21 protein-coding genes are annotated in these 22,289 nt (G+C 65.8%); 14 read left to right on the forward strand and 7 right to left on the reverse strand.

Translation table 11 applies throughout. The features are described from left to right. Positions 1 to 4: 4 nt before the first annotated feature. The 7 genes from mfd (at position 5) to AzCIB_RS10240 (ending at position 9,649) form a co-directional block, all read left to right on the forward strand. Positions 5 to 3,463: a transcription-repair coupling factor gene (gene mfd / locus AzCIB_RS10210; protein WP_050415797.1), complete on the forward strand. Its 3,459-nt coding sequence runs from the start codon at positions 5 to 7 to the stop codon at positions 3,461 to 3,463. 388 nt (positions 3,464 to 3,851) lie between these two features. Next, on the forward strand, positions 3,852 to 4,793 hold the full coding sequence (locus AzCIB_RS10215; protein ID WP_050415798.1) for a chromate resistance protein ChrB domain-containing protein: 942 nt from the start codon (positions 3,852 to 3,854) through the stop codon (positions 4,791 to 4,793). Further along, the gene (gene chrA, locus AzCIB_RS10220; protein WP_050415799.1) at positions 4,790 to 6,154 is read left to right on the forward strand and encodes a chromate efflux transporter; all 1,365 of its coding nucleotides are present in this window, start codon (positions 4,790 to 4,792) and stop codon (positions 6,152 to 6,154) included. The genes AzCIB_RS10215 and chrA overlap by 4 nt, the downstream gene beginning before the upstream one ends. Positions 6,155 to 6,229: 75 nt before the next feature. After that, positions 6,230 to 7,270, forward strand: coding sequence for a DMT family transporter (locus AzCIB_RS10225; RefSeq protein WP_050415800.1), 1,041 nt, complete (start codon positions 6,230 to 6,232; stop codon positions 7,268 to 7,270). A 153-nt stretch (positions 7,271 to 7,423) separates the two neighbouring features. Then, positions 7,424 to 8,206 (forward strand): ankyrin repeat domain-containing protein, encoded by a 783-nt coding sequence (locus tag AzCIB_RS10230; RefSeq protein ID WP_050415801.1) that lies wholly within the window; start codon positions 7,424 to 7,426, stop codon positions 8,204 to 8,206. A 41-nt stretch (positions 8,207 to 8,247) separates the two neighbouring features. Beyond that, positions 8,248 to 8,670 carry a VOC family protein gene (locus tag AzCIB_RS10235; protein ID WP_050415802.1) on the forward strand — a complete coding sequence of 141 codons (423 nt, stop codon included), beginning with the start codon at positions 8,248 to 8,250 and terminating at the stop codon, positions 8,668 to 8,670. A 46-nt stretch (positions 8,671 to 8,716) separates the two neighbouring features. Beyond that, on the forward strand, positions 8,717 to 9,649 hold the full coding sequence (locus AzCIB_RS10240; protein ID WP_050415803.1) for a calcium/sodium antiporter: 933 nt from the start codon (positions 8,717 to 8,719) through the stop codon (positions 9,647 to 9,649). A 166-nt stretch (positions 9,650 to 9,815) separates the two neighbouring features. Here the strand turns inward: AzCIB_RS10240 and AzCIB_RS10245 are convergent, their stop codons facing one another. From AzCIB_RS10245 to AzCIB_RS10260, 4 genes are all read right to left on the reverse strand, one after another. Next, complete coding sequence (locus tag AzCIB_RS10245; RefSeq protein ID WP_050415804.1) at positions 9,816 to 10,883, reverse strand: sulfate/molybdate ABC transporter ATP-binding protein; 1,068 nt, start codon at positions 10,881 to 10,883, stop codon at positions 9,816 to 9,818. Beyond that, positions 10,880 to 11,776, reverse strand: a complete 897-nt coding sequence (gene cysW, locus AzCIB_RS10250) for a sulfate ABC transporter permease subunit CysW (RefSeq protein WP_050415805.1) — start codon at positions 11,774 to 11,776, stop codon at positions 10,880 to 10,882. The genes AzCIB_RS10245 and cysW overlap by 4 nt, the downstream gene beginning before the upstream one ends. After that, on the reverse strand, positions 11,773 to 12,669 hold the full coding sequence (cysT, locus tag AzCIB_RS10255) for a sulfate ABC transporter permease subunit CysT (protein WP_050415806.1): 897 nt from the start codon (positions 12,667 to 12,669) through the stop codon (positions 11,773 to 11,775). Before cysT ends, cysW begins: the two co-directional genes overlap by 4 nt. Positions 12,670 to 12,751: 82 nt before the next feature. Then, complete coding sequence (locus tag AzCIB_RS10260) at positions 12,752 to 13,747, reverse strand: sulfate ABC transporter substrate-binding protein (RefSeq protein WP_050415807.1); 996 nt, start codon at positions 13,745 to 13,747, stop codon at positions 12,752 to 12,754. 318 nt (positions 13,748 to 14,065) lie between these two features. Between AzCIB_RS10260 and AzCIB_RS10265 the strand changes: the two genes are divergently transcribed. From AzCIB_RS10265 to AzCIB_RS10275, 3 genes are read left to right on the forward strand one after another with little or no spacing between them, the layout of a single operon-like run. Further along, positions 14,066 to 14,362 carry a DUF1330 domain-containing protein gene (locus AzCIB_RS10265; RefSeq protein WP_018989945.1) on the forward strand — a complete coding sequence of 99 codons (297 nt, stop codon included), beginning with the start codon at positions 14,066 to 14,068 and terminating at the stop codon, positions 14,360 to 14,362. After that, positions 14,352 to 14,792 carry a disulfide bond formation protein B gene (locus AzCIB_RS10270; RefSeq protein ID WP_050415808.1) on the forward strand — a complete coding sequence of 147 codons (441 nt, stop codon included), beginning with the start codon at positions 14,352 to 14,354 and terminating at the stop codon, positions 14,790 to 14,792. The genes AzCIB_RS10265 and AzCIB_RS10270 overlap by 11 nt, the downstream gene beginning before the upstream one ends. After that, positions 14,789 to 15,439, forward strand: a complete 651-nt coding sequence (locus AzCIB_RS10275; RefSeq protein ID WP_050415809.1) for a DsbA family protein — start codon at positions 14,789 to 14,791, stop codon at positions 15,437 to 15,439. The genes AzCIB_RS10270 and AzCIB_RS10275 overlap by 4 nt, the downstream gene beginning before the upstream one ends. A 126-nt stretch (positions 15,440 to 15,565) precedes the next feature. Here AzCIB_RS10275 and AzCIB_RS10280 read toward each other — a convergent pair whose 3' ends face one another. The 3 genes from AzCIB_RS10280 to AzCIB_RS10290 form a co-directional block, all read right to left on the reverse strand. Further along, entirely contained in the window at positions 15,566 to 16,225 is a 660-nt protein-coding gene (locus tag AzCIB_RS10280) for a YceI family protein (protein WP_050415810.1), read from the reverse strand. A 61-nt stretch (positions 16,226 to 16,286) separates the two neighbouring features. After that, positions 16,287 to 17,150 carry an MCP four helix bundle domain-containing protein gene (locus tag AzCIB_RS10285; RefSeq protein ID WP_050415811.1) on the reverse strand — a complete coding sequence of 288 codons (864 nt, stop codon included), beginning with the start codon at positions 17,148 to 17,150 and terminating at the stop codon, positions 16,287 to 16,289. A gap of 5 nt (positions 17,151 to 17,155) precedes the next feature. Then, positions 17,156 to 17,398, reverse strand: a complete 243-nt coding sequence (locus AzCIB_RS10290; protein WP_050415812.1) for a DUF8082 domain-containing protein — start codon at positions 17,396 to 17,398, stop codon at positions 17,156 to 17,158. 251 nt (positions 17,399 to 17,649) lie between these two features. On the opposite strand from AzCIB_RS10290, the gene AzCIB_RS10295 reads away from it, so the two are divergent. The 4 genes from AzCIB_RS10295 (at position 17,650) to ppnN (ending at position 22,153) form a co-directional block, all read left to right on the forward strand. Beyond that, positions 17,650 to 19,710: an ATP-binding protein gene (locus AzCIB_RS10295; RefSeq protein ID WP_050415813.1), complete on the forward strand. Its 2,061-nt coding sequence runs from the start codon at positions 17,650 to 17,652 to the stop codon at positions 19,708 to 19,710. Further along, on the forward strand, positions 19,707 to 20,078 hold the full coding sequence (locus AzCIB_RS10300; protein WP_050415814.1) for a response regulator transcription factor: 372 nt from the start codon (positions 19,707 to 19,709) through the stop codon (positions 20,076 to 20,078). The genes AzCIB_RS10295 and AzCIB_RS10300 overlap by 4 nt, the downstream gene beginning before the upstream one ends. Then, positions 20,075 to 20,548: a chemotaxis protein CheX gene (locus tag AzCIB_RS10305; RefSeq protein WP_050415815.1), complete on the forward strand. Its 474-nt coding sequence runs from the start codon at positions 20,075 to 20,077 to the stop codon at positions 20,546 to 20,548. The genes AzCIB_RS10300 and AzCIB_RS10305 overlap by 4 nt, the downstream gene beginning before the upstream one ends. A gap of 177 nt (positions 20,549 to 20,725) precedes the next feature. Beyond that, positions 20,726 to 22,153, forward strand: coding sequence for a nucleotide 5'-monophosphate nucleosidase PpnN (ppnN, locus tag AzCIB_RS10310; protein ID WP_050415816.1), 1,428 nt, complete (start codon positions 20,726 to 20,728; stop codon positions 22,151 to 22,153). The last annotated feature ends 136 nt before the right edge of the window (positions 22,154 to 22,289 follow it).

A 22,289-nucleotide genomic window follows, 5' to 3' on the forward strand; every position in this document is an offset into this window, starting at 1 on the left:
CCCGATGTCCCGACCGCTCGACACCCTGATTCCGCAACTCGCCTCCCTCGCCCTCCCGAAACCCGGAGCACGCCTCGACCTCCCCGCCCTCGCCGGCTCCGCCGATGCAGTCGCGGTCGCCCAGCTCGCGTCGCGCGGGCGCTGCCTCCTGCTGGTGACGGCCAACCCGCTCGACGCCCAGCGGCTGCAGGACGAAATCGCATGGATCGCGCCGGGTCTGCGCTCCCACCTGCTGCCGGACTGGGAAACGCTGCCGTACGAGAGCTTCTCTCCGCACCAGGACCTGATCTCCGAGCGCCTGTCGACCCTGTACGCGGTGAGCCGTGGCGAGGCCGACATCGTCCTCGTGCCGGCCTCGACGGCGCTGTATCGCATGGCACCGCCCGCCTTCCTCGCGGCCTACACCTTCTTCCTGAAGCAGGGCACGAAGCTCGACGTCGACCAGCTGCGCAACCAGATGGCGGTCGCCGGTTACACCCACGTCACGCAGGTCGTCAGCCCCGGGGAGTTCTCGGTGCGCGGCGGCCTCGTCGACCTCTATCCGATGGGCGCGGCCCTGCCCTTCCGCATCGACCTCTTCGACGACGAGGTCGAAAGCATCAAGACCTTCGATCCGGACACGCAGCGCACCGTCTATCCGGTGCCGGAAATCCGCATGCTGCCGGCGCGCGAGTTCCCGATGGACGAGAAGGGCCGCACGCACTTCCGCAGCCGCTTCCGCGAGACCTTCGAGGGCGATCCCTCGCGCGTGTCGCTGTACAAGGACGTATCGAACGGCATCGCCCCAGCGGGCATCGAGTACTTCCTGCCGCTGTTCTTCGACGACACCGCAACCCTGTTCGACTACCTGCCGGCCGACGCGGCGGTCGTGCTGCACCGTGACGTTCCGACCGCGATCGACGAGTTCTGGCGCGACACGCGCTCCCGTTACGACTTCCTCAAGGGCGACCGCACGCGCCCGGTACTGCCGCCGGAAGCGCTGTTTCTCGGTCAGGAATCCTTCTACGGCGCGCTGAAGGATCGCCCGCGCATCCACATCGCGGCACCGGATGCCGGCGCCGAAGCCGCCGCGGCGGCACAGCTCCCCGATCTGTCCGTGGAGCGCAAGGCGACCAATCCGCTGCATCGTTTCAAGGATTTCCTCGAAGGCGACTGGGCCAGGGCCGGTGGGCGGGTGCTGGTGCTCGCCGACGCGCCCGGCCGACGCGAGACGATGTCGGAATTCTTCGTCGAGTACGGACTGAAACCCGCCGCGAGTGCGGACTTCGCGGGCTTTCTCGCGTCCGCCGAGCCCCTCGCGCTGGGCGTCGGCCCGCTCGCGACCGGCTTCCTGCTGCCCGACGCGAAGATCGCGATTGTCACCGAATCCGAGCTGTACGCTGCGACGACGCGCACGCGCGCCCGCCGCGACACACGCAAGGCAGCGACGATGGAGGGCTGGCTGCGCGACCTCTCCGAGCTGAAACCGGGCGATCCGGTCGTGCACGAATCGCACGGCATCGGCCGCTACCTCGGCCTGATCCACATGGACCTCGGCGAGGGGCAGACCGAGTTCCTTGACCTGGAATACGCCAACGGCGACAAGCTCTACGTGCCGGTCGCCCAGCTGCATGTGATCACGCGTTACGCCGGCGCCGACCCCGAGGCCGTCGAACTGCACCGCCTCGGCTCCGGCCAGTGGGACAAGGCGAAGCGCAAGGCCGCCATGCAGGTGCGCGACACCGCCGCCGAACTGCTGGCCCTGTACGCTCAGCGCGCGGCCCGCCCCGGCCACCGCTTCGATTTCAAGCAGCACGACCTCGACGCGTTCGCCGAAGGCTTCGGCTTCGAGACCACGCCGGACCAGCAGGGCGCGATCGACGCCGTCGTCGCCGACATGAAATCCGGCCGGCCAATGGACCGCCTCGTGTGCGGCGACGTCGGTTTCGGCAAGACCGAGGTCGCGCTGCGCGCGGCCTTCATCGCGGTCGCCGACGGCAAGCAGGTCGTCGTCCTGACGCCGACCACGCTGTTGGCCGAGCAGCACTACCAGACCTTCGCCGACCGCTTCGCCGACTTCCCGATCCGCATCGCCGAACTGTCGCGCTTCAAGAGCGCCAAGGAGCAGGCCGAGGCCCTGAAGCAGCTCGCCGAAGGCAAGGTCGACATCATCATCGGCACGCATCGCCTGCTGCAGAAGGACGTCGTCTTCAAGCGCCTGGGCCTCGTCATCATCGACGAGGAACACCGCTTCGGCGTGCGCCAGAAGGAGTCGCTGAAGGCGCTGAGGAGCGAAATCGACATCCTGACCCTCACCGCGACGCCGATCCCGCGCACGCTGGGCCTCGCGCTCGAAGGCCTGCGCGAATTCTCGGTGATCGCCACCGCGCCGCAGAAGCGCCTCGCGATCAAGACCTTCGTGCAGCGCCACAGCAAGGGCATCGTGCGCGAGGCGGTGCTGCGCGAGTTCAAGCGCGGCGGCCAGGTGTATTTCCTGCACAACGAAGTCGATACGATCGAAAACGTGCGCAACGACCTCGCCGAACTGGTGCCCGAGGCACGCATCGTCGTCGGCCACGGCCAGCTACCGGAACGCGAGCTCGAACGCGTGATGCGCGACTTCACATCGCAACGCGCGAACCTGCTGCTGTGCACGACCATCATCGAGACTGGCATCAACATCCCGACCGCCAACACCATCATCATCAACCGCGCCGACCGCTTCGGCCTCGCCCAGCTGCACCAGCTGCGCGGTCGCGTCGGCCGCAGCCACCATCAGGCCTACGCCTACCTGCTGACGGACGCCCATGCAAAGCCGACGCCACTGGCGCAGAAACGCCTTGAGGCGATCACGGCGATGGAGGAGCTGGGTTCCGGCTTCTACCTCGCGATGCACGACCTGGAGATCCGCGGCGCAGGCGAGGTGCTCGGCGAAAACCAGTCCGGCGAGATCCAGCAGGTCGGCTTCAGCCTGTACACCGAGATGCTCAAGCGCGCCGTCCGCGACCTGCAGGCGGGCAAGGAGCCCGACCTCAGCCAGCCGCTGGAAGTCGTCTCCGAGATCAACCTGCACACGCCCGCCCTGCTGCCCAATGACTACTGCCCCGACGTGCAGGAGCGTCTGACGCTCTACAAGCGCCTCGCGAACTGCGACGCGGACGACGAACTGCGCAGCCTGCAGGAAGAGCTGATCGACCGCTTCGGCGAGCTGCCGCCGCAGACCCAGGCCCTGATCGAATCGCACCGCCTGCGCCTGCTCGTGAAGCCCTACGGCGTCGCCAAGCTCGACGCCAGCGATGCGCAGATCAGCGTCCAGTTCGGCCCCAACCCGCCGATCGATCCGGTCAAGGTCATCATGCTGATCCAGAAGGACCGCAACACGAAGATGTCCGGCCCCGACCGGCTGATCCGCAAGGCCAGCCTGCCCAATCTGAAACAGCGCGTGCAGGGCGTCAGGGAGTTGCTCGACGCAGTCATGGCCTGACGGACCCGCCGCGCCGCCACGCCACGTCAGCGCTACGGCGGCACGGTCCGAGGCCCTATCGCGTCCGCCCAAGACCGTTCCGATCCTCTAACGAAACCGGCCCGTTGTTTGCGTGACAACGTGGCCCGTCCTCAAACTGATCGGAATCGACACATGACTCGACTGTTTCCCGACCGGGGGCAGCCTTCGACGGCAAGCACGGCTGGTACTGGCGTAACCGCTCGGGTGCCGAGGTCACCGTGACGCTGAAGACCAGTGGAGACTACGGGCAGATCGAGCGCGTGCTGTAAGTCCAGCGCTCCCCCTCTCCATTCGGGGGATGGGGGTAGCCGAAGCTCGCAGATTTGCAAATCTGCAACGTGCGCTACTTTATTGTAGAGTACGTTGCATGACTCATTGGCTTTTCCTTGTCATCAGCCTTGCGACGGAGAACGCCAGCGCCCGGATGCGGGCATGGCGTGCGCTCAAGGGTTCCGGCGCAGCGGTATTGCGCGACGGCGTCTACCTGATGCCCGATCGAGACGCTTGTCACGCCACGCTCGAGCGGGTCGCTACCGATGTCCGTGCCGAGAGCGGCACGGCCTACGTGCTGCGCGCGCAGGAGCCGGACAATGCGTCTTTTGCCACGTTGTTTGACCGAAGCGAGGATTACGCGACGCTCCTCGCGGACGCGGCCAATGTGCGCACCGCGCTTACAGGCGAGACCGCGCCCGATGCGCTCAAGCAAGCCCGCAAACTGCGCAAGTCGTTCGCCAATCTGGCCGAAATCGACTTCTTCCCCGGTGCGGCGCGGCAGCAGGCCGACGCCGCACTGGAGGATCTCGAACTGACCGTCGCCCGGGCGCTCGCCCCCGGTGAACCGCACGCGGTTGCAGGGGCCATTCGTCGCCTGCAAGTCGCCGACTATCAGGGCCGAACGTGGGCCACCCGCCGTCGCCCCTGGGTCGATCGGCTGGCCTGTGCGTGGCTGATCCGACGCTTCGTTGATCCGCAAGCCCGTCTGCTGTGGCTGGCATCGCCCGCCGATTGCCCGCACGCCGCGCTCGGCTTCGACTTCGACGGAGCGACGTTCAGCCATATCGGTGCTCGCGTCACATTCGAAGTGCTGTTGTCGAGTTTCCGCCTCGAGCAGGCCGCACTCCAGCGGCTGGGCGCGCTTGTGCACTATCTCGATGTCGGCGGCGTGCAGCCGCCGGAGGCAAGCGGCGTCGAGTGTGTGCTCGCCGGCCTGCGCGAGGCAATTACCGATGACGATCAGCTTGTGGCCGCAGCGAGCGGCGTGTTCGACGGTCTGCTGGCCGCCTTCGAAAAGGACCTTCGTCCCAAATGAACGCCAACGCCCCCCCCTCGACAGAAAATGCGGCGCGCGCCGACTTCCCCGTTACCTTCTGGCAAGCCTTTCGCCTCTGGTTGAAACTCGGCTTCATCGGCTTCGGCGGACCCGCCGGACAGATCGCGATCATGCACCGCGAATTGGTCGAAGAACGCCGCTGGATCAGCGAGCGGCGCTTTCTGCATGCACTCAACTACTGCATGCTGCTTCCCGGTCCGGAGGCACAGCAGCTCGCGACCTACATGGGCTGGCTCATGCACCGGACCTGGGGCGGCATCGCCGCGGGCGTCCTGTTCGTGTTGCCGTCGCTGTTCTTCCTGATCGCGCTGTCGTGGATCTACATTGCATTCGGCGACATGCCGCTCGTGGCCGGGCTGTTTTACGGCATCAAGCCTGCCGTCACGGCGGTCGTCGTGCAGGCCGTGCATCGCATCGGCTCGCGGGCACTCAGGAACGGGCTGATGTGGGCGATTGCCGCCGCGGCGTTTGTCGCGATCTTCGCGATGAACGTGCCGTTTCCGGCCATCGTCGCAGTGGCCGCGCTGACCGGTTACGTCGGGGGGCGCGTCGCCCCGGACAAATTCAAGGTCGGCGGCGGGCATCGCGCGGCCGATAAGTCCTATGGCCCGGCGCTGATCGATGACGATACACCGACGCCCGAGCACGCGCTGTTCCGCTGGTCCGGTCTGCTGCGCGTTGCCGCGGCGGGGGTCGTGCTGTGGTCGATTCCAATGGCACTTCTCCTCGGCCTTTACGGCTGGGAGCACACCCTGACGCAGATGGGCTGGTTCTTCACGAAGGCCGCGTTGCTGACCTTCGGCGGCGCCTATGCGGTATTGCCGTACATCTATCAGGGCGCGGTCGGGCATTACGGCTGGCTCACCCCCACACAGATGATCGACGGGCTGGCGCTCGGTGAGGCCAACCCGGGACCGCTGATCATGGTGGTTGCCTTCGTCGGCTTCGTCGGGGCGTATGTGCAGGCGCTGTTCGGCCCCGACATGCTGTTTGTCGCCGGCGCCGTCGCAGCCGCGCTGGTGACCTGGTTCACCTTCCTGCCGTCCTTCATTTTCATTCTCGCCGGGGGACCGTTCGTCGAGTCGACGCACGGGAATCTCCGATTCACCGCGCCGCTGACTGCGATCACGGCGGCGGTAGTTGGTGTGATCCTGAACCTGGCCGTGTTCTTCGCCTACCACGTCCTCTGGCCGGACGGACTAGGCGGGCGATTCGATTGGGTGTCGGCACTGATCGCCGCCGGCGCAGCGGTGGCCCTGTTCCGCTACAAGCGCAACGTCATTCACGTCATTGCGGCGTGCGCGGTGCTAGGCTTGATCGTGAAGACCTTGATCCTGTGAAATGAGGCGCGTGGCTGGCCGCCGAAACTGTAAGGGGCATAAGTCTGCCGATGAGATCTACCGGTTATCGAAACGATGCATAGCGCCGTCGTCTATGCGCTGCTGGCTGCAGCCCTGTTCGGCGCAAGCACGCCATTCGCCAAGTTGCTGGTCGGCGAGTTTCCGCCCATCTTGCTTGCGGGCCTGCTTTATTTGGGCAGCGGAACCGGCCTCCTGCTTATCCGCCTCGTCCGGGATAGGGGCTGGAAGCCCTCCGGCCTTGCCTCCTCGGAATGGCCCTGGCTCTTGGGTGCCATCCTCTTTGGCGGCGTGCTTGGTCCGGTGGCCCTGCTGTTTGGTCTGACCTCGACGAGCGGTTCGGCCGCTTCCCTGCTGCTGAATCTGGAAGCAGTGCTCACCGCGGTTATCGCCTGGGTCGTGTTCACGGAAAACGCCGACCGCCGCATTGTGCTGGGCATGCTCGCCATCGTTGCAGGAGGCGTCGTACTGTCGTGGCCGACTGGAGATGGAGGCATGACCGGTTGGATTGGCCCCCTCGCGATTGCGGGTGCCTGCCTGTGCTGGGCGATCGACAACAATCTGACCCGCAAGGTCTCGGCTTCGGATGCCTTGTTCATTGCGGGAAGCAAAGGGATGATTGCCGGCGCGGTGAACACTTCGCTGGCGCTGTCGCTTGGGGCCGCGGTGCCGGACGCGGCCATCGGGTTTGCGACGATGGGCGTCGGGCTCCTTGGTTATGGCGTCAGCCTCGTAATGTTTGTGCTGGCCCTGCGGGGGCTCGGCACCGCGCGGACGGGGGCCTACTTTTCCACTGCGCCATTCATTGGCGCCGCGGTGGCGCTGGTCTTTCTCGGTGAATCGACTTATCCGGCGTTCTGGTTGGCGGCCGGCCTGATGGGCTGCGGGGTGTGGCTGCACCTGACGGAACACCACGAACACGAACACGCGCACGAACCACTCGAGCACAGCCATCGTCATGTGCATGACGAACACCACCAGCATGACCACGATTTCGAGTGGAAAAGCAGCGAACCGCATGAACATTGGCACCGTCACACGGCCATGAGCCACAAGCACCCGCATTTCCCCGATATTCATCACCGACACGCGCATTGACGTGTCGCTGGCGGTGGCTGTTCCACATTGGGGCCATTTCCCGCCCGCCCCAGCCGAGTCCCCAAAACGAGCTCGATCATGCAAGAATAGGAATCGTTTACGAAATAACGGGTGCGCCGTTCCGGCGTTCGCCCGACGACTGGAATCACATCGATGAAGCACCCTCTCTTCGAGTGCCTTGGCGACAAGTATCCGATCCATCTCGAAGAAAAATTCGACCGCATCCTCACGCGCATCGAGTTCCTGTGGGACACGCCCGAGATCCACGACTACTTCAGCGATCTCCTCATCGACAAGCGCGGCGGCCGGCAGGGTTTCCCACCCCTGGTACTGGCGGACATCATCACGCTGCGCGAATTTCGCGAACTGGAGACCTTCCGCCAGGCCGAGCGGCGCGAACATGCGGTCCGCGAACTCGCGGACCGCGGCATCACGGTCGACCGCGAGGCATTCCTCGCCGCGTTGCGCGCCGGCAATCGTGAACTCGTCGATCTCTTCGTGCGTGCCCGATTCAGCATCCACGGCATCGACGTCGACGGCACGCCGCCGCTGCTCTTCGCGCTGAAGAGCGGCTTCACCGTGATCGCCAGCATCCTAGTGAACGCCGGCGCGGACGTGAACGCGCGCGACCGCCTGGGCCTCACCCCCCTCCTCGTCGCCTGCGGCAAACCGACCGAGGGCTACCGCAGCATTGCCGAGGCGCTCATCATCCGCGGCGCGCAGGTCAACGTGCGCGATCCGCTGGGCAACACGCCACTCCTGCTGTCGCTGTCGGGCGGAGTCGCGGACATCGCCCGGCTGCTGGTCGAACACGGGGCGGACGTCCTTACAAGCACCCGCAAAGGCGAAAGCGCACTCGCGCTCGCGAGCAGGCTCGACACCGCGGAAGGCAAGCACGTCGCCGAACTGATCCGCGACAAGGGCGCCACACGCTGATCCTCCGCCCGGTCGCGCCGCGAAAACAGCAGGAGGGAACAATGAAACCCAGACTCACAGTCCTGACCCTCGCAGTGGACGACCTCGAACGCGCCGTGCACTTCTACCGCGACGGGCTCGGCCTTCCGACGCAAGGCATCATCGGTGCCGAGTTCGAACACGGTGCCGTCGCGTTCTTCGACCTCCAGCACGGCCTCAAGCTGGCGCTCTGGCCACGGAACAGTCTCGCGCACGATACGGGATTGGCACGCGGCACACCCTCCTCGACGGAGTGCTCACTGGGGCACAACGTTGCGTCGAAGCAGGATGTCGATGCTGTCATGGAGCAGGCCCGGCAGGCCGGCGCGCGCATCGTCAAGCCGGCCGGCGATACCTTCTGGGGCGGTTACGCCGGCTATTTCGCCGATCCGGACGGCCACCTGTGGGAAGTGGTGTGGAATCCCCAGTTCGATCTCGCCGATTAGCAGCCGATTCCGCTATCTTGGTGCCCATGACCTGGGCACCGATTCGATGAACGACTATCTGGGCCTGCTCGCGGGCGTCGTTGCCGCGGGCATCGGCGGAGAGCTTTTCGTCCGCGGAGCCGTGGGCCTCGCGCACTGGGCGCGCATCTCGCCCGGCATCATCGGTGCGACCGTGGCGGCGTTTGCCACGTCCAGCCCGGAACTGTCGGTGTCGGTGAACTCGGCGCTCGACGGAACACCCGAGATCGCGCTCGGCGACGCACTGGGTAGCAACGTCGTGAACGTCGCGCTGGTACTCGCGCTGGCGCTGGTGATCGCCGGCATCCAGAGTCCCCGCGACAGCATCAAGCGCGACTTTCCCGTCGCGCTGCTCGTCCCCGTGATCACCGGCGTGCTATTTCTCGACGGCGTACTGTCTCGGGTCGACGGCGTGCTGCTGCTGGCGCTCTTTGCCGCCTGGCTGACTGCGGCCGTGGTGGAAGCGCGACGCCAGCGCAGCGCGGCCGAGGCGGTGCTGGGCACCCCGCGTGTCGGGGCGGCGCTCGCATTCGGCGTCGTCGGCCTGGGATTCCTGGTCCTGGCGGGGAATTTCATCGTGGTCGCCGCGAAAGGCATCGCGGCCACCTATGGCATCGACGAATTCATCATCGGGGCGACACTGGTCGCCATCGGCACGTCCACGCCGGAACTCGCGACCACCGTCATCGCCAAACTGCGCGGCCACGATGAAGTGAGCCTGGGCACGATTCTAGGCAGCAACATCTTCAACGGACTGCTCATCGTCGCGGTCGCGGCGATCATTCACCCGATCCATGCCGACTGGCGCGAGGTCGCCGTCGCGCTCGTCTGCGGCCTGATCGCCCTCGGCGTCATATGGCCGCCCCGCAACGGCTTCATCAGCCGGCGACGGGGCGTCGTGCTGCTCGCGCTGTACGCGGTATATATCGTCGCCATCGCTCAGGGGGCGACAAGCTATTAAGGCCGCAAATCGAATACAAGCGTTCGCCCTGAGCTTGTCTTCGTGAGTACCAGGCGCCAATGAGCAGGTTCCTTCCCCTTCAAGGGGAAGGACAGGATGGGGATGGGTTGCTTCCCGGCGCGTTGGCGTCCACCCATCCCCACCCCAACCCTCCCCTGCGCGGCGATCAGAACAGGAAGGGCTGCTTTCCGGCGGGTGCCGCCGCCTCGGCGGCAAACACCTTCGCCTGCCGCGGCTTGATCCACACCGTCTTGCCGACCGGCAGATCGAGGCTCGCCGCGCGCTCGCGCGTCAGCTCGACTTCGATCGTCTCGCCGTCATGCTCGAGTTCGACGCGCACCAGCGGCCCGATGCGATGCACATGGCGCACGCCCGCCGTCATGCCGCCGGCCAGAGGCGCCACGTCGAGCTCGATGTCGTGCGGGCGCACGAAGGCGATCGACCCCGCCGTACGCGCATCCCCTTCCCGCTCGACTTCCGCCCAACTGCCATGCAGGCGGCTGTGGAACACGTTCACGTTGCCGAGGAACTGGTAAACGAAGGGCGACGCGGGGCTGGAGTAGACCTCGTCGGGCGAACCGATCTGCTCGATGTGACCGCGGTTCATCACGACGACGCGGTCTGCGACTTCCAGCGCCTCTTCCTGGTCGTGCGTCACGAACACCGAGGAGATGTGCATCTCGTCGTGCAGGCGGCGCAGCCAGCGGCGCAGCTCCTTGCGCACCTTGGTGTCGAGCGCGCCGAAGGGCTCGTCGAGCAGCAGCACCTTGGGTTCGACCGCCAGCGCACGGGCGAGCGCGATGCGCTGGCGCTGGCCGCCGGAGAGCTGTGACGGGTAGCGTTGCGCGAGCCAGTCCAGCTGCACCAGCTTGAGCAGGCCCATCACGCGCTCGCGGATCTCGGCCTCGCTCGGGCGATCCTTGCGCGGGCGTACGCGCAGCCCGAAGGCGACGTTCTCGAACACCGACATGTGGCGGAACAGCGCGTAGTGCTGGAACACGAAGCCGACCTGGCGCTCGCGCGCATGCACGTGCGTCGCCTCCTCGCCGCCGAACAGCACCGAGCCGGAATCCGGCGTCTCCATCCCCGCGATGATGCGCAGCAGCGTCGTCTTGCCGCAGCCCGAGGGCCCCAGCAGCGCGACCAGTTCGCCGGTCGGGATGTCGAGGGAAAGGTCGTCGAGCGCGACGAAGTTGCCGAAGCGCTTGCTGATGTTGCGGATTTCGATGCTCATGGGCGTTCCGTGGCCACGGTCGGGGGCAGTTCGGTTTTCTCGGGCGGCAGATCGGCGGTCAGCATTTCGGTTTCCTTGCGCATGCGCCACTCGACAATGGTCTTCGCGACCAGCGTCACGAGGCCGAGGAAGGCGAGCACGGTCGCCGCGGCGAAAGCGCCGATCTGGTTGTATTCGTTGTAGAGGATCTCGACGTGCAGCGGCAGCGTGTTGGTCTCGCCGCGGATGTGGCCGGAGACGACGCTGACGGCACCGAACTCGCCCATCGCGCGCGCATTCGCGAGGATCACGCCGTACATCAGGCCCCATTTGATGTTCGGCACCGTCACGCGCCAGAACATCTGCCAGCCCGAGGCGCCGAGCGAGATCGCTGCCTCTTCCTCGTCGCGCCCCTGCGCCTGCATCAACGGGATCAGTTCGCGCGCGACGAAGGGGAAGGTCACGAACAGCGTCGCGAGCACCATGCCCGGCAGCGCGAAGATGATCTTGATGTCGTTCGCGACGAGCCAGGAGCCGAAGAAGCCTTGCGCGCCGAACAGGATGATGAAGATCAGGCCGGCGACGACCGGCGACACCGCGAACGGCAAGTCGATCAGGGTCGTGAGCAGGCTCTTGCCGCGGAACTCGAACTTCGCGATCGCCCACGCGGCAGCGACGCCGAAGGCGATGTTGAAGGGCAGCACGAACGCGGCGATGGTCAGCGTCAGCAGCATCGCCGACCGCGCCTCGGAATCCTTCAGCGCCTCCCAGTAGGCCTGCGCGCCGTGCGCGAAGGCTTCCCAGAACACCGCGATCAGCGGCAGGACGAGGAACAGGAACAGGAAGCCGAGGGCGACGCCCGTGAGCAGCAGGCGGACCCAGCGCGGCTCCGCGGTGGCACGGCGTACAGTCATGGCCGCGCCTCCACCAGCGCGCCAGGCGCGAGCGCCTCGGCCGGTTCGGCATCGCTGCCCTTCGCGTGACGGTTGGCCGCCCACCACTGCAGCAGGTTGATCACCAGCAGCATCGCGAACGAGATCACCAGCATCACGACCGCAAGCGCCGTCGCGCCGATCAGGTCGTACTGCTCGAGCTTGGAGATGATCAGCAAGGGCGTGATCTCGGAGATCAGCGGCATGTTGCCGGCGATGAAGATCACCGAACCGAACTCGCCGATCGCGCGCGAGAACGCGAGCGTGAAGCCCGTGAGCCAGGCCGGGAAGATGCCCGGCAGCAGCACCCGCACGAAAGTCTGCCAGCGCGTCGCGCCGAGTGAAGCGGCGGCCTCCTCGACCTCCGCCTCGATGTCCTCGATCACGGGTTGCAGCGTACGGACGACGAAGGGCAGCGTCACGAAGATCAGCGCGACGACGATGCCCAGCGGCGTGAAGGCGACCTTGATGCCGAACTTGGCGAGGAACTGTCCGACCCAGCCGTTCTCCGCGTACAGCGTGGCGAGCGTGATGCCGGCCACTGCGGTCGGCAGCGCGAAGGGCAGATCGACGAGCGCATCGACGAAGCGCTTGCCGGGAAACGGGTAGCGCACCAGCACCCATGCGACGATCAGCCCGAACACGGCATTCACGATCGCCGCGAAGAGCGATGCGCCGAAGGTGACCCGGTACGAGGCCAGCGCACGCTCCGTGGTCGCGATGTCCCAGAAAGCGGCCCACGTCAGCTTGCCGGTCATGAGGATCATGCCGCCGAGCGGGATCAGCACCAGCAGGGTCAGGTAGGTCAGCGTATAGCCCAGCCCCAGGCGGAAGCCGGGCAAGACGCCATCCCGTTTGGCGGGAGCGGGAAACATGTCGAAAGGAGAACCGTCTGTCGTGGAAATCGAAATGCGAAGCGGCCCGCGAGGGGCCGCTTCGCGCGAAAAGCCCGGAATTTTACTTCTGAACGTAGATCTGGTCGAAGCTGCCGCCGTCCTTGAAGTGCGCGGATGCTGCCTTGCTCCAACCGCCGAACACCTCATCTACGGTAAAGGTCTTGATCGGCGGGAACTGCGCCGCATGCTTCTTCAGCACTTCGGCATCACGCGGGCGCAGGTAGTTCGCCGCGGCGTTCTCCTGCCCTTCCTTCGACCACAGATATTCGAGGTAGGCCTGCGCGACCTTGCGCGTGCCCTTCTTGTCGACGACCTTGTCGACGATCGCGACCGGGAATTCGGCGAGGATGGACAGGCTGGGGTAGACCACCTCGAACTCACCGCGCCCGAACTCCTTCGCGATCAGCTCGGCCTCGGACTCGAAAGTGACCAGCACGTCGCCCATCTTGCGCTGCATGAAGGTGGTCGTCGCATCCCGGCCGCCCGAGCCGAACAGCGGCGCGTTCTTGAGCAACTGGCCGACGAAGTCCTGCGCGCTCTTGTCGCTGCCGCCGGGCTGCTTCAGCGCGTACCCCCAAGCGGCGAGATACGAATAACGGCCGTTACCGGTGTTCTTCGGATGCGGGATGATGAGCTGGATGCCCGGCTTGGCGATGTCGTTCCAGTCCTTGATCGCCTTCGGGTTGCCCTTGCGCACGATGAACACCATCGTCGAGGTGTAGGGCGAGGCGTTGTCGGGGAATTTCTTCGGATAATCCTTCGCGACGAGGCCCTTCTCGGCGAGGAAATCGACGTCGGTGGCCTGGTTCATCGTCACGACGTCGGCCTCGAGGCCGTCCGCCACCGCGCGCGCCTGCTTGGACGAACCGCCGTGCGACTGGCGCAACTCGACGGTTTCGCCGGTTTTCTCCTTCCAGTGCTTCTGGAACAGGGGATTGAAATCCTTGTAGACATCGCGCGCCACGTCGTAGGAGACGTTGAGCAGATTGGACTGGGCAAATGCTCCGCTTGCGAACGCGAGTCCGGCTGCGAGCAACAGGCTGGTCAGTTTTTTCATGCGGAATCCGATAGCGGGCGATAAACAGGAGAGGCCTTGACGATAGCCGATGGTCGGATGCGTGACAACGCATAAAACCTTATTTCAATATAACAAGATCCACTATGAAGCCGACACCCAACCGCGCAGTTTCACCATAAGCGCGCCTGGCGCAAGGCATCGTGCAGCGCCCGGCTGCCCGGTCACGCACGCGGTGGAAACGGAACCAAAGGCGCCCTTATGACTCGGATATAATCCGCGCCTTTCCGCCGGAAGATTCCGATCCGGCGAAGCACTGCCGCGCGGCGGCCCCTCGTTCTCCCGCTTCCAGGACACCTGATGAGACAGAAAGCCCCGGCCTACGTCATCGGCCACATCACGATCAAGGATCCCGCCAAATGGGACCAATACCGCTCCCGCGTGCCCGGCACGCTGGAGGGCTGGGGCGGAGAACTGGTGTTGCGCGGCAAGCGCGTAACCGTGCTGGGCGGCGAGCATGCGCACACGGACACCGTGGTGCTGCGCTTTCCCGACATCGATTCGCTCAACGGCTGGTTCAACTCGCCCGTCTATCAGGCCCTGATCCCGCTGCGCGAACAGGCCGCTGACGTCGTCCTGATCTCGTATGAAAGCTGAACCCGTCGCAGCCTCCCCGGCCGGCTGGACGCCGCTGTTCGGGGCGTGGCTCATCGCTGCCTCGTCCCTGCTCGGCGCACTCTTCCTCGGCGAAGTCATGGAACTGCCGCCCTGCGTGCTGTGCTGGTGGCAGCGGATCGCGATGTTCCCGCTCGTGCTGATCCTGCCCGCAGGAATGTTTCCCCTCGATCGCAGCGTGATCCGCTACGCGCTGCCGCTGACGCTAGCCGGGTGGCTGGTCGCGGTTTTCCACGTGCTGCTCGTCGCGGGCGTGATTCCCGAGCGCATCCAGCCGTGCTCGCGCGGCGTCTCGTGCAAGGAGATCCAGATCGAATGGTTCGGTTTCCTGACCATTCCGATGCTGTCGCTGTTCGCCTTCACGCTGATCGCCGGATTGCTCCTTTTTGCCCACCACAGGATGTCCAGATGAACCAGAAGTACATTTTCGGAATCGCCGTCGCGCTGATGGTCGGGGTATTCGCCACCGCGACGCTCGTCCATGATTCGGACAAGGGCGCCCGCCGCGACGAGGTCGCCGAACAGAACCGCTCCGTCCTCGTGCGCGAACATTCGCCGACCCTGGGCGAAGCCGAAGCGCGCGTGCACATCGTCGAATTCCTCGATCCGGCCTGCGAGACCTGCCGCGATTTCTACCCGTACGTGAAGCAGCTGATGGCCGCCTCGCCCGGGCGCATTCGCGTCAGCGTGCGCTACGCGCCGTTCCACGACGGCTCGGAGCAGGTCGTGAAGCTGCTGGCCGCGGCGAAGCTCCAGGGCAAGTTTTGGGAAACGCTCGAAGCGCTGTTCGCGGCGCAGCCGAACTGGGCCTCGCACCACAACCCGCAGCCCGACATGGTGTGGAACTTCATCAACGGCATCGGCCTGGACATTGCAAAACTGAAAGCAGACATGGCCAACCCGGCAATCGACGCGATCGTCAGGCAGGATCTGGCCGACGCGCGGGCGCTCAACGTGACGAAGACGCCGGAATTCTTCGTCAATGGTCGTCCGATGCCCAGCTTCGGCTACGAGCAGCTCAAACAGCTCGTCGCCGAAGAGTTGAATAGCCAGTACTGAGTATTACATCCGCGGGGCCACGGCCGTAGCCCGCAGAAAAAACTTCGGCCCTGCCGGATGGCAGGGCCGAACGTGGTGCCGAATCCAAACAGTGCGGCCTTTCGGGGCCGCACTGGCGGCGGATGCTTACTGGCGGATGCCTTCGATCGACAGCGCGATCTCGACCGTATCGCCGACGACACGCGGTAGGCCATAGGTCATGCCGAAGTCGCTACGCTTGACCGTGGTGGTGCTTTCGAATCCGGCACGCGTGTCGCCGCGCGGCCCCTTCCCCGCACCCGTCAGCTTCAGGTCGAAATCGACCGGCTTGGTGACGCCACGGATCGTCAGGTTGCCCGACAGAACGCCTTCGCCGCGGGCGTTCCAGCGCACGCGCGTCGACTCGAAGGTCATGGTCGGGAACTGGGCAACATCGAAGAAATCGGGGCTCTTAAGGTGATCTTCGAGCTTCTGGTGCTTGGTATTGACGCTGGACACCGTCACCGTCGCGCTGACGGCGCTCTCGGTCGGCTTCTGCCCGATCACGAAGGTACCCTTGATGTCGTCGAAGCGCCCCATGAAGCGGCTCACGCCGAGGTGCGAAATGAAGAAATAGACGTGCGAGTGAGCCACGTCGATCACGTAATCCCCGGCGACGAGATCGTCCGCAGCGGGCTTGGCGGCGGCGGTACGTGCGGCCGCCTTGGTCGCGACGGCGCCTGAAGCCGACTGCTGCGCGTGAGCAGGCAGCGCCAGGGCGGTTCCCAGGGTCAGGGCGAGGAGCAGCGGGCGGAGAGCGATACGCATGGGAGTTCCTTGTCTCAAGAATTACCGGATAAAACGGAGTTGTGCGGTGGGGCGTCGGTTCTCAGCGGGAACGCGCCTTGAGTCGGACGATCATGGCTTCCATCGTCACGCGCATGCGTTCGAGCGATGCGGCAAGCCGCTCGAAGTCCTTGACGCCGCCGGCCTCGAACTTCTTGCCAAGGTCACCCAGACTCATCTTGTCGGCCGATTCGATCAGCGAGTCGAGCGGCCGGGTAATCGACGCGGGGATGGTCGCCAGCAGCGCACCGGCGAGCAGCAGGCCGGCCACGGCAAAGCCGATGTTCACATAGTCGACCACCTCGAAGTTGCTGCGGATGCGCTGATAGGCCTGAGCCGATTCTTCGGCGCGCGCGCGCGCCAACTTCGTTGCGCCCTCGATCAGGACGGCGTTGAAGCGATCGACCACCGGACGCAGCTCCTCGTTGGCACGCACTGCCTTGTTGTAGGCCCGCGAACCGCCTCCCGTTTCGCCTTCGTCGAGCATCGAAACGTCGTAGCTGAAGCCTTCGACGATGCGGGCGAATTCCTTCTGGTAGTCGTCCAGCGCGCCCTTCCATTGCGTGAACGCGGAGCTGTCGGCGGGCAGGTAGATGCCTTTGCTGTTGGCGACCATCGCTTCGAGCTGACCGAGGATGCGCGCGTGCGTGGCATTCCAGTCCTTGAGCACGGCGTTGCGGCCATCGACGTTGCCGACGTAGATCAGGTATTCCTTTTCCTGGCGCCGCAGCTGCTGCGCCGAGGCGAGGAGATCGGTGACCTCCGTCGCCGCGATGAAGTTCCGGTTCACGGCCGTGTCCACGAGGCCCTGCGTGCGCGAACCGTAGAAGAAGCTGGCAGCACCCTGCACGAGGATGAACGCGAGCAGCACGGAGAAACCGAGGATCAGCTTGTTTCGGATGGTCATGGCGGTCAGGAGTTTGGAGTTGAGAGGAGTCCGGCGACCAATTCCTGGATGATCGCTTCGCGATCGAGGGTTTCGGGGAGCTCGCGCTGCAGCCGGGCAAGGAAGGTCATAAGCTGACGGGGTGGCAGCTCGCCGTCCTCGAATCCGAGATCGAACAGGACATCATCGACGATGATTTCGCCCAAGACGCCGATTTCTCGTGCCAGACGCTCGACGGTAAACTGCTTCCAGGACGGATTTGCGGACATCGGATTTTTCGCCGTATGTCGATGACAGCGGCAAACTGCCGCATCGACTGTGGAACTTGTAAGTGGATATTACCGGGATACTGCGGAATGCATCAACCATAAACACGGGCGTCCGGCCATAAAATCTTTCACGCTCCGGATGAATTTCTTTCCAAACCTAGCATTCCCGCACCGTCCGCAACGCTGACGCAAAAATGTAACAACGGAGCGGTAGCCTCCGCGGCCTCTGTCCCACTCCTCGGTCGCCCCGGATGCCCCTGCTGCACACCTTATTTCGCGGCAAATACCGCGTGCTCGTGTATACCGTCGCCGCCTTCTTCGTCGTGAGCGTCGGTGTCTATACGCTCAACTTCATACAGCTGCAGAACGTCGAGCGCGACGCAAAGAGCATCAACGAGGGCGGCAAGCTGCGCGGTTACTCGCAGCAGATTGCCAAGGCAGTGCTCACTCTAGCGCATGAATCGGCGGCGGACGAACCGTTACAGACGAGCCAGGCGCAGATCTCGGAGGCCTACCAGGCCTTCGACCTGGCGCTCGCCGAGGTGCAGGCGTTCGCGGCGGCCTCGCAGGACGGCCCCGCGCTCGAACTTGCGGACAAGCTCGATCGGCAGTGGCAGCCCCTGCGGGATGCGGCGATCACCCTGCTCGCCTCCGCCACGCCGGACCGCTCCGCAATCGAGGCTGCGGTCACGCTGAGCAACACGCGCAACGTGCGCCTGTTGCAGCTCGCCGACGACCTGACGCGCGAACAGGAACGCCTGGCGGGGGATCGTGCGCGCGCTATGCGGGTGCTGCAGTCCGGTGCGATCGCCGTCGCACTGCTGATGTTCGTCTTCATCGTGGTGCACGTCGCGCGCCGCCTGAACCGGAGCGACAGCGAAGCCGAGCAGGCGCGGCGCGAGACGACGGACATCCTGCGCACGGTGCGCGAAGGCCTGTTCCTGATCGACCGCAACGGCACGATCGGCACGCAGCGCTCGGAACACCTCGCCAGGGTGTTCCCCCGTCCGCTCGCGCCGGGCGACAACTTCCTCGTCACGCTGACCGCCCTCGTGACGCCGGACACGATGGATTCCGCCCGGCAGTACATCGGGCTGCTGCTTAACGAACGTGTGAAGCCCGCGCTGCTGGCCGACCTCAATCCGCTGCAGCGGGTGCAGCTCGCGCAACCCGGCGGGTCGCGCCCGAAATATCTCAGCTTCAGCTTCCAGCCCGTGCGCGGCGGCGCGCGGACCGGCATTACGGGGATGCTGGTCGCGGTGGCCGACGTGAGCCAGGAGGTCAGGCTCGAACGCGAACTCGCGGATGCCGAAGAACGTGCCCGCAGCGAGGTCGCCCTGTTGCTCGACGTGCTCGACAAGGATCCGGCGGACGTGCGCCGCTTCCTCGTCGACGCCCGGGCGAAACTCGACGGCCTGAACGCCGCCCTGCGCGACGTCACGCCGGACGCGCGTGCCTACCTGGCGACGGTGACGAAGGTGTTCCGCGAGGTGCACTCGATCAAGGGCGAAGCGGCGGCGCTCGCGATCGGCGCGGTCGCTGCACAGGCCCATCGCTTCGAAGACGAACTGGGCGCACTGCGCCAGCGCCGGACGCTGACAGGGGACGACCTCATCCCGGTGGCCACCGGGATCGGCCGCATGCTGCAGGAGCTGGCGAAAATCGACGCCGTGATCTCGCGCCTGACGGCCTTCGCGCCGCCTGCTGCCGACGCCGGCCCGCAGGGCAGTGAGATGCCGCCCGGCGAGGACGGCGTCCTCCAGTCGTTGCAGCGGATCCAGCGGCTCGCGCTGGCGGTGGCCGCCGACCTCGACAAGAAGCTGCGCGTGGAAACCTCGCTCCCCCACGTCGGCGCGATTCCCGAGCCGGTGCACCGCCTGCTGCGCGAAGGGCTGCCCCAACTGGTCCGCAACGCGGTCGTGCATGGCATCGAAGCTGCGGCGGAACGGCGACACGCGGGCAAGCACGAGGAAGGCCGCCTGCGCATCGAACTGGCACGTTCGGCCGACGGCGGCCTCGAACTCACCGTCGCCGACGACGGCCGCGGCATCGACGTGCACGCCCTGCGCCGCCGACTGACGGAAGACGGACACCGGCCCGCCGAACAGGTCGCCGCGATGAGCGACCGCGACGTGGTCGCGACGCTCTTCGAACCGGGCGTATCCACCGCCGCCGCGGTCAGCGAGCACGCCGGCCGCGGCATGGGCCTCGACGTCGTCGGGGCGCTGGCGCGCGAGACCGGCGCCCGCTTGAGGCTCGCGTCCGCCCCGCGCGCCTATACGCGCTTCACCCTGCAATGGAGTCCCGCATGAAGGCAAGACTTCTGATCGTCGACGACTCGATGGTCATCCGCAACCTGATCGCACGCCAGATGCTCGACGAGCGGCTGCCGGCGATCGACCTGGTCGGCCTTGCCGGCGACGGCGAACAGGCGCTGGCCATCGCGATGTCGAGGAAGCCCGACTTCATCACGATGGACCTGACCATGCCCAACATGGACGGCGAGGCCTGCATCGAACGGCTCGCCGAGGTACTGCCGGGCGCCCGCATCATGGTGGTATCGGCCCTGAGCGACAAGGCCACGGCGCTGCGCGCCATCAGCAAGGGCGCCCACGGCTTCCTGCACAAGCCCTTTTCCGAAGAACAACTGGTTGCCGCCCTGCTGGAGCTGATGAGTTGAATTACCGCGCGTTGAACCACGAAGACATCGAAGTCTTTTCCGAAGCGATCTCGGCCTTCTTCCTCAACATGACGCACGAACCGGCCGTCGTGCGCACCGCCTACCTGCTCGACGGCACGGCTTCGCCGCTGTGGGGCGATTTCAACGGGGTGATCGACGTGTCCGGGGGTTTCCGCGGAAGCATCACCTTCTCGGCAGCGCACGGCATGCTGTCGCAGGTGCTGCAGGCGATCGGCGAACGCGAGCATTCGGAGGATCGCTGCCTCGACGTCGTCGGCGAGATCGCCAACATGATGTCGGGCCGCGCACGACGCCATTTCGGCGAAGAACTGACGATCTCGCCGCCTTCCGCCCGCCTGCGCACGATGCCGCCGGCCGCCGCACGCGCCACGGGCGTGCCCTTCGCGATCCCGTTGCGCTGGCGCGCGCACGAGGCGAACCTGGTCGTGCACCTCGACATCCGCCGCTGAAGCGGAAGGACTACGGAACCGCAGCCGGCCTTGCCGGCGTGCACTCCCCCGCCCCATTTCCCGCCACATTCCCCGCCCCACTCACCGGCCATTACGCATAACATGCGCGCTTCCGGTTCGGCGTGCGGGAAGCGCGTCCCGCGCGGCCGGCCAACCCCGAGCACGAGATTGAGTCCCATGAGCCACCATTCAGCAAGATTCCCCGTCGTCGACGCCCAGGTTTCGCCCACCGGGCGCATGGAGGTGTTGTCGCGCACCGAAGCCGCCCGCCTCTCCAGCCAGGGCCAGGGCGGACTGAAGGACACCTTCCGCAATTGCGCCCTCGCGGTGCTCAATTGCGGCAACCCGCTCGACGACGGCAAGGAGCTCCTCGCGCGCTACCCCGACTTCGACATCGAGATCATCCAGCGCTCGCGCGGCATCAAGCTGGACATCCGCAACGCGCCGGCGAGCGCCTTCGTCGACGGCCAAATGATCCGCGGCATCCAGGAACACCTGTTCGCCGTGCTGCGCGACGTGGTGTATGCGAACGGCGACACCGGCGGGGCCGGCGGCGCGGCCCTTGGGCGATTCGACCTCGGCAGCTCGGAAGGCATCACCGATGCCGTGTTCCACATCCTGCGCAACGCCGGGATCGTGCAGCCGGTGATCCAGCCCAGCGTCGCGGTGTGCTGGGGCGGGCACTCGATCAGCCGCGCGGAGTACGACTACACCAAGCGCGTCGGCTACGAGATGGGTCTGCGCGGGCTGGACATCTGCACCGGCTGCGGCCCGGGTGCGATGAAGGGTCCGATGAAGGGCGCGGCGATCGGACATGCCAAGCAGCGCATCGGCAAGCCGCGCTATCTGGGCTTCACCGAGCCGGGGATCATCGCCGCCGAGTCGCCCAATCCCATCGTCAATGACCTGGTGATCCTGCCCGACGTCGAAAAGCGCCTGGAGGCCTTCGTCCGCGCGGGCCACGGCTTCGTGGTGTTCCCCGGCGGCGTCGGCACCGCCGAGGAGATCCTCTACGTGCTGGGCATCCTGCTGCATCCGGCCAATGCCGCGCAGCCTTTCCCGCTGGTTTTCACCGGGCCTAAGAGCGCCGAGGACTACTTCCGCCGCATCGACAGCTTCATCGGCGAGACGCTCGGCGACGAGGCGCGCAGCCGTTACCGCATCATCATCGACGACCCGGCCGCGGTCGCGCGCGAGATCCACGGCGGCATCATGAGGGTGCGGGCCTTCCGCAAGGAACAGCGCGACGCCTATTACTTCAACTGGCTGCTGCGCATCGAAAACGAGTTCCAGCAGCCCTTCCGGCCGACGCACGCGAACATGCGGCGGCTCAAGCTCCACCGCGGCGAGCCGAAGCACCTGCTCGCGGCCGATCTGCGGCGCGCGTTCTCCGGCGTGGTTGCAGGCAACGTCAAGAACGAGGGCATCCGCGAGATCGAGCAGCACGGTCCGTTCGAGATCCACGGCGATCCCGAGATCATGGGGCCAATGGACGCGCTGCTCGCCTCCTTCGTCGCGCAGGGGCGGATGAAACTGCCCGGGACGACCTACAACCCGTGTTATCGCGTCGTACCCCGCGCACGCGCGGCGGCGCCCTCCGCCTGAGCGGGCGACGCGCGGCCCGCGGCGGCGGGCATGTTGCGTGAATGCCATGATCGCCCGGCGGCATATGCTGCCGGGGAACACGTCTGGAAATATGTCCGTAACGTTTGATGGGTACAATTCCCCAAAAAACAAAACC

The sequence above is a fragment of the Azoarcus sp. CIB genome (assembly GCF_001190925.1).
GTDB lineage: Bacteria > Pseudomonadota > Gammaproteobacteria > Burkholderiales > Rhodocyclaceae > Aromatoleum.

Bases quoted from the DNA above. Each gene is read 5' to 3' on its own strand.
- mfd (WP_050415797.1), top strand. From the start codon at position 5: ATGTCCCGACCGCTCGACACCCTGATTCCGCAACTCGCCTCCCTCGCC.
- AzCIB_RS10215 (WP_050415798.1), top strand. From the start codon at position 3,852: ATGACTCATTGGCTTTTCCTTGTCATCAGCCTTGCGACGGAGAACGCC.
- chrA (WP_050415799.1), top strand. From the start codon at position 4,790: ATGAACGCCAACGCCCCCCCCTCGACAGAAAATGCGGCGCGCGCCGAC.
- AzCIB_RS10225 (WP_050415800.1), top strand. From the start codon at position 6,230: ATGCATAGCGCCGTCGTCTATGCGCTGCTGGCTGCAGCCCTGTTCGGC.
- AzCIB_RS10230 (WP_050415801.1), top strand. From the start codon at position 7,424: ATGAAGCACCCTCTCTTCGAGTGCCTTGGCGACAAGTATCCGATCCAT.
- AzCIB_RS10235 (WP_050415802.1), top strand. From the start codon at position 8,248: ATGAAACCCAGACTCACAGTCCTGACCCTCGCAGTGGACGACCTCGAA.
- AzCIB_RS10240 (WP_050415803.1), top strand. From the start codon at position 8,717: ATGAACGACTATCTGGGCCTGCTCGCGGGCGTCGTTGCCGCGGGCATC.
- AzCIB_RS10245 (WP_050415804.1), bottom strand. From the start codon at position 10,883: ATGAGCATCGAAATCCGCAACATCAGCAAGCGCTTCGGCAACTTCGTC.
- cysW (WP_050415805.1), bottom strand. From the start codon at position 11,776: ATGACTGTACGCCGTGCCACCGCGGAGCCGCGCTGGGTCCGCCTGCTG.
- cysT (WP_050415806.1), bottom strand. From the start codon at position 12,669: ATGTTTCCCGCTCCCGCCAAACGGGATGGCGTCTTGCCCGGCTTCCGC.
- AzCIB_RS10260 (WP_050415807.1), bottom strand. From the start codon at position 13,747: ATGAAAAAACTGACCAGCCTGTTGCTCGCAGCCGGACTCGCGTTCGCA.
- AzCIB_RS10265 (WP_018989945.1), top strand. From the start codon at position 14,066: ATGAGACAGAAAGCCCCGGCCTACGTCATCGGCCACATCACGATCAAG.
- AzCIB_RS10270 (WP_050415808.1), top strand. From the start codon at position 14,352: ATGAAAGCTGAACCCGTCGCAGCCTCCCCGGCCGGCTGGACGCCGCTG.
- AzCIB_RS10275 (WP_050415809.1), top strand. From the start codon at position 14,789: ATGAACCAGAAGTACATTTTCGGAATCGCCGTCGCGCTGATGGTCGGG.
- AzCIB_RS10280 (WP_050415810.1), bottom strand. From the start codon at position 16,225: ATGCGTATCGCTCTCCGCCCGCTGCTCCTCGCCCTGACCCTGGGAACC.
- AzCIB_RS10285 (WP_050415811.1), bottom strand. From the start codon at position 17,150: ATGACCATCCGAAACAAGCTGATCCTCGGTTTCTCCGTGCTGCTCGCG.
- AzCIB_RS10290 (WP_050415812.1), bottom strand. From the start codon at position 17,398: ATGTCCGCAAATCCGTCCTGGAAGCAGTTTACCGTCGAGCGTCTGGCA.
- AzCIB_RS10295 (WP_050415813.1), top strand. From the start codon at position 17,650: ATGCCCCTGCTGCACACCTTATTTCGCGGCAAATACCGCGTGCTCGTG.
- AzCIB_RS10300 (WP_050415814.1), top strand. From the start codon at position 19,707: ATGAAGGCAAGACTTCTGATCGTCGACGACTCGATGGTCATCCGCAAC.
- ppnN (WP_050415816.1), top strand. From the start codon at position 20,726: ATGAGCCACCATTCAGCAAGATTCCCCGTCGTCGACGCCCAGGTTTCG.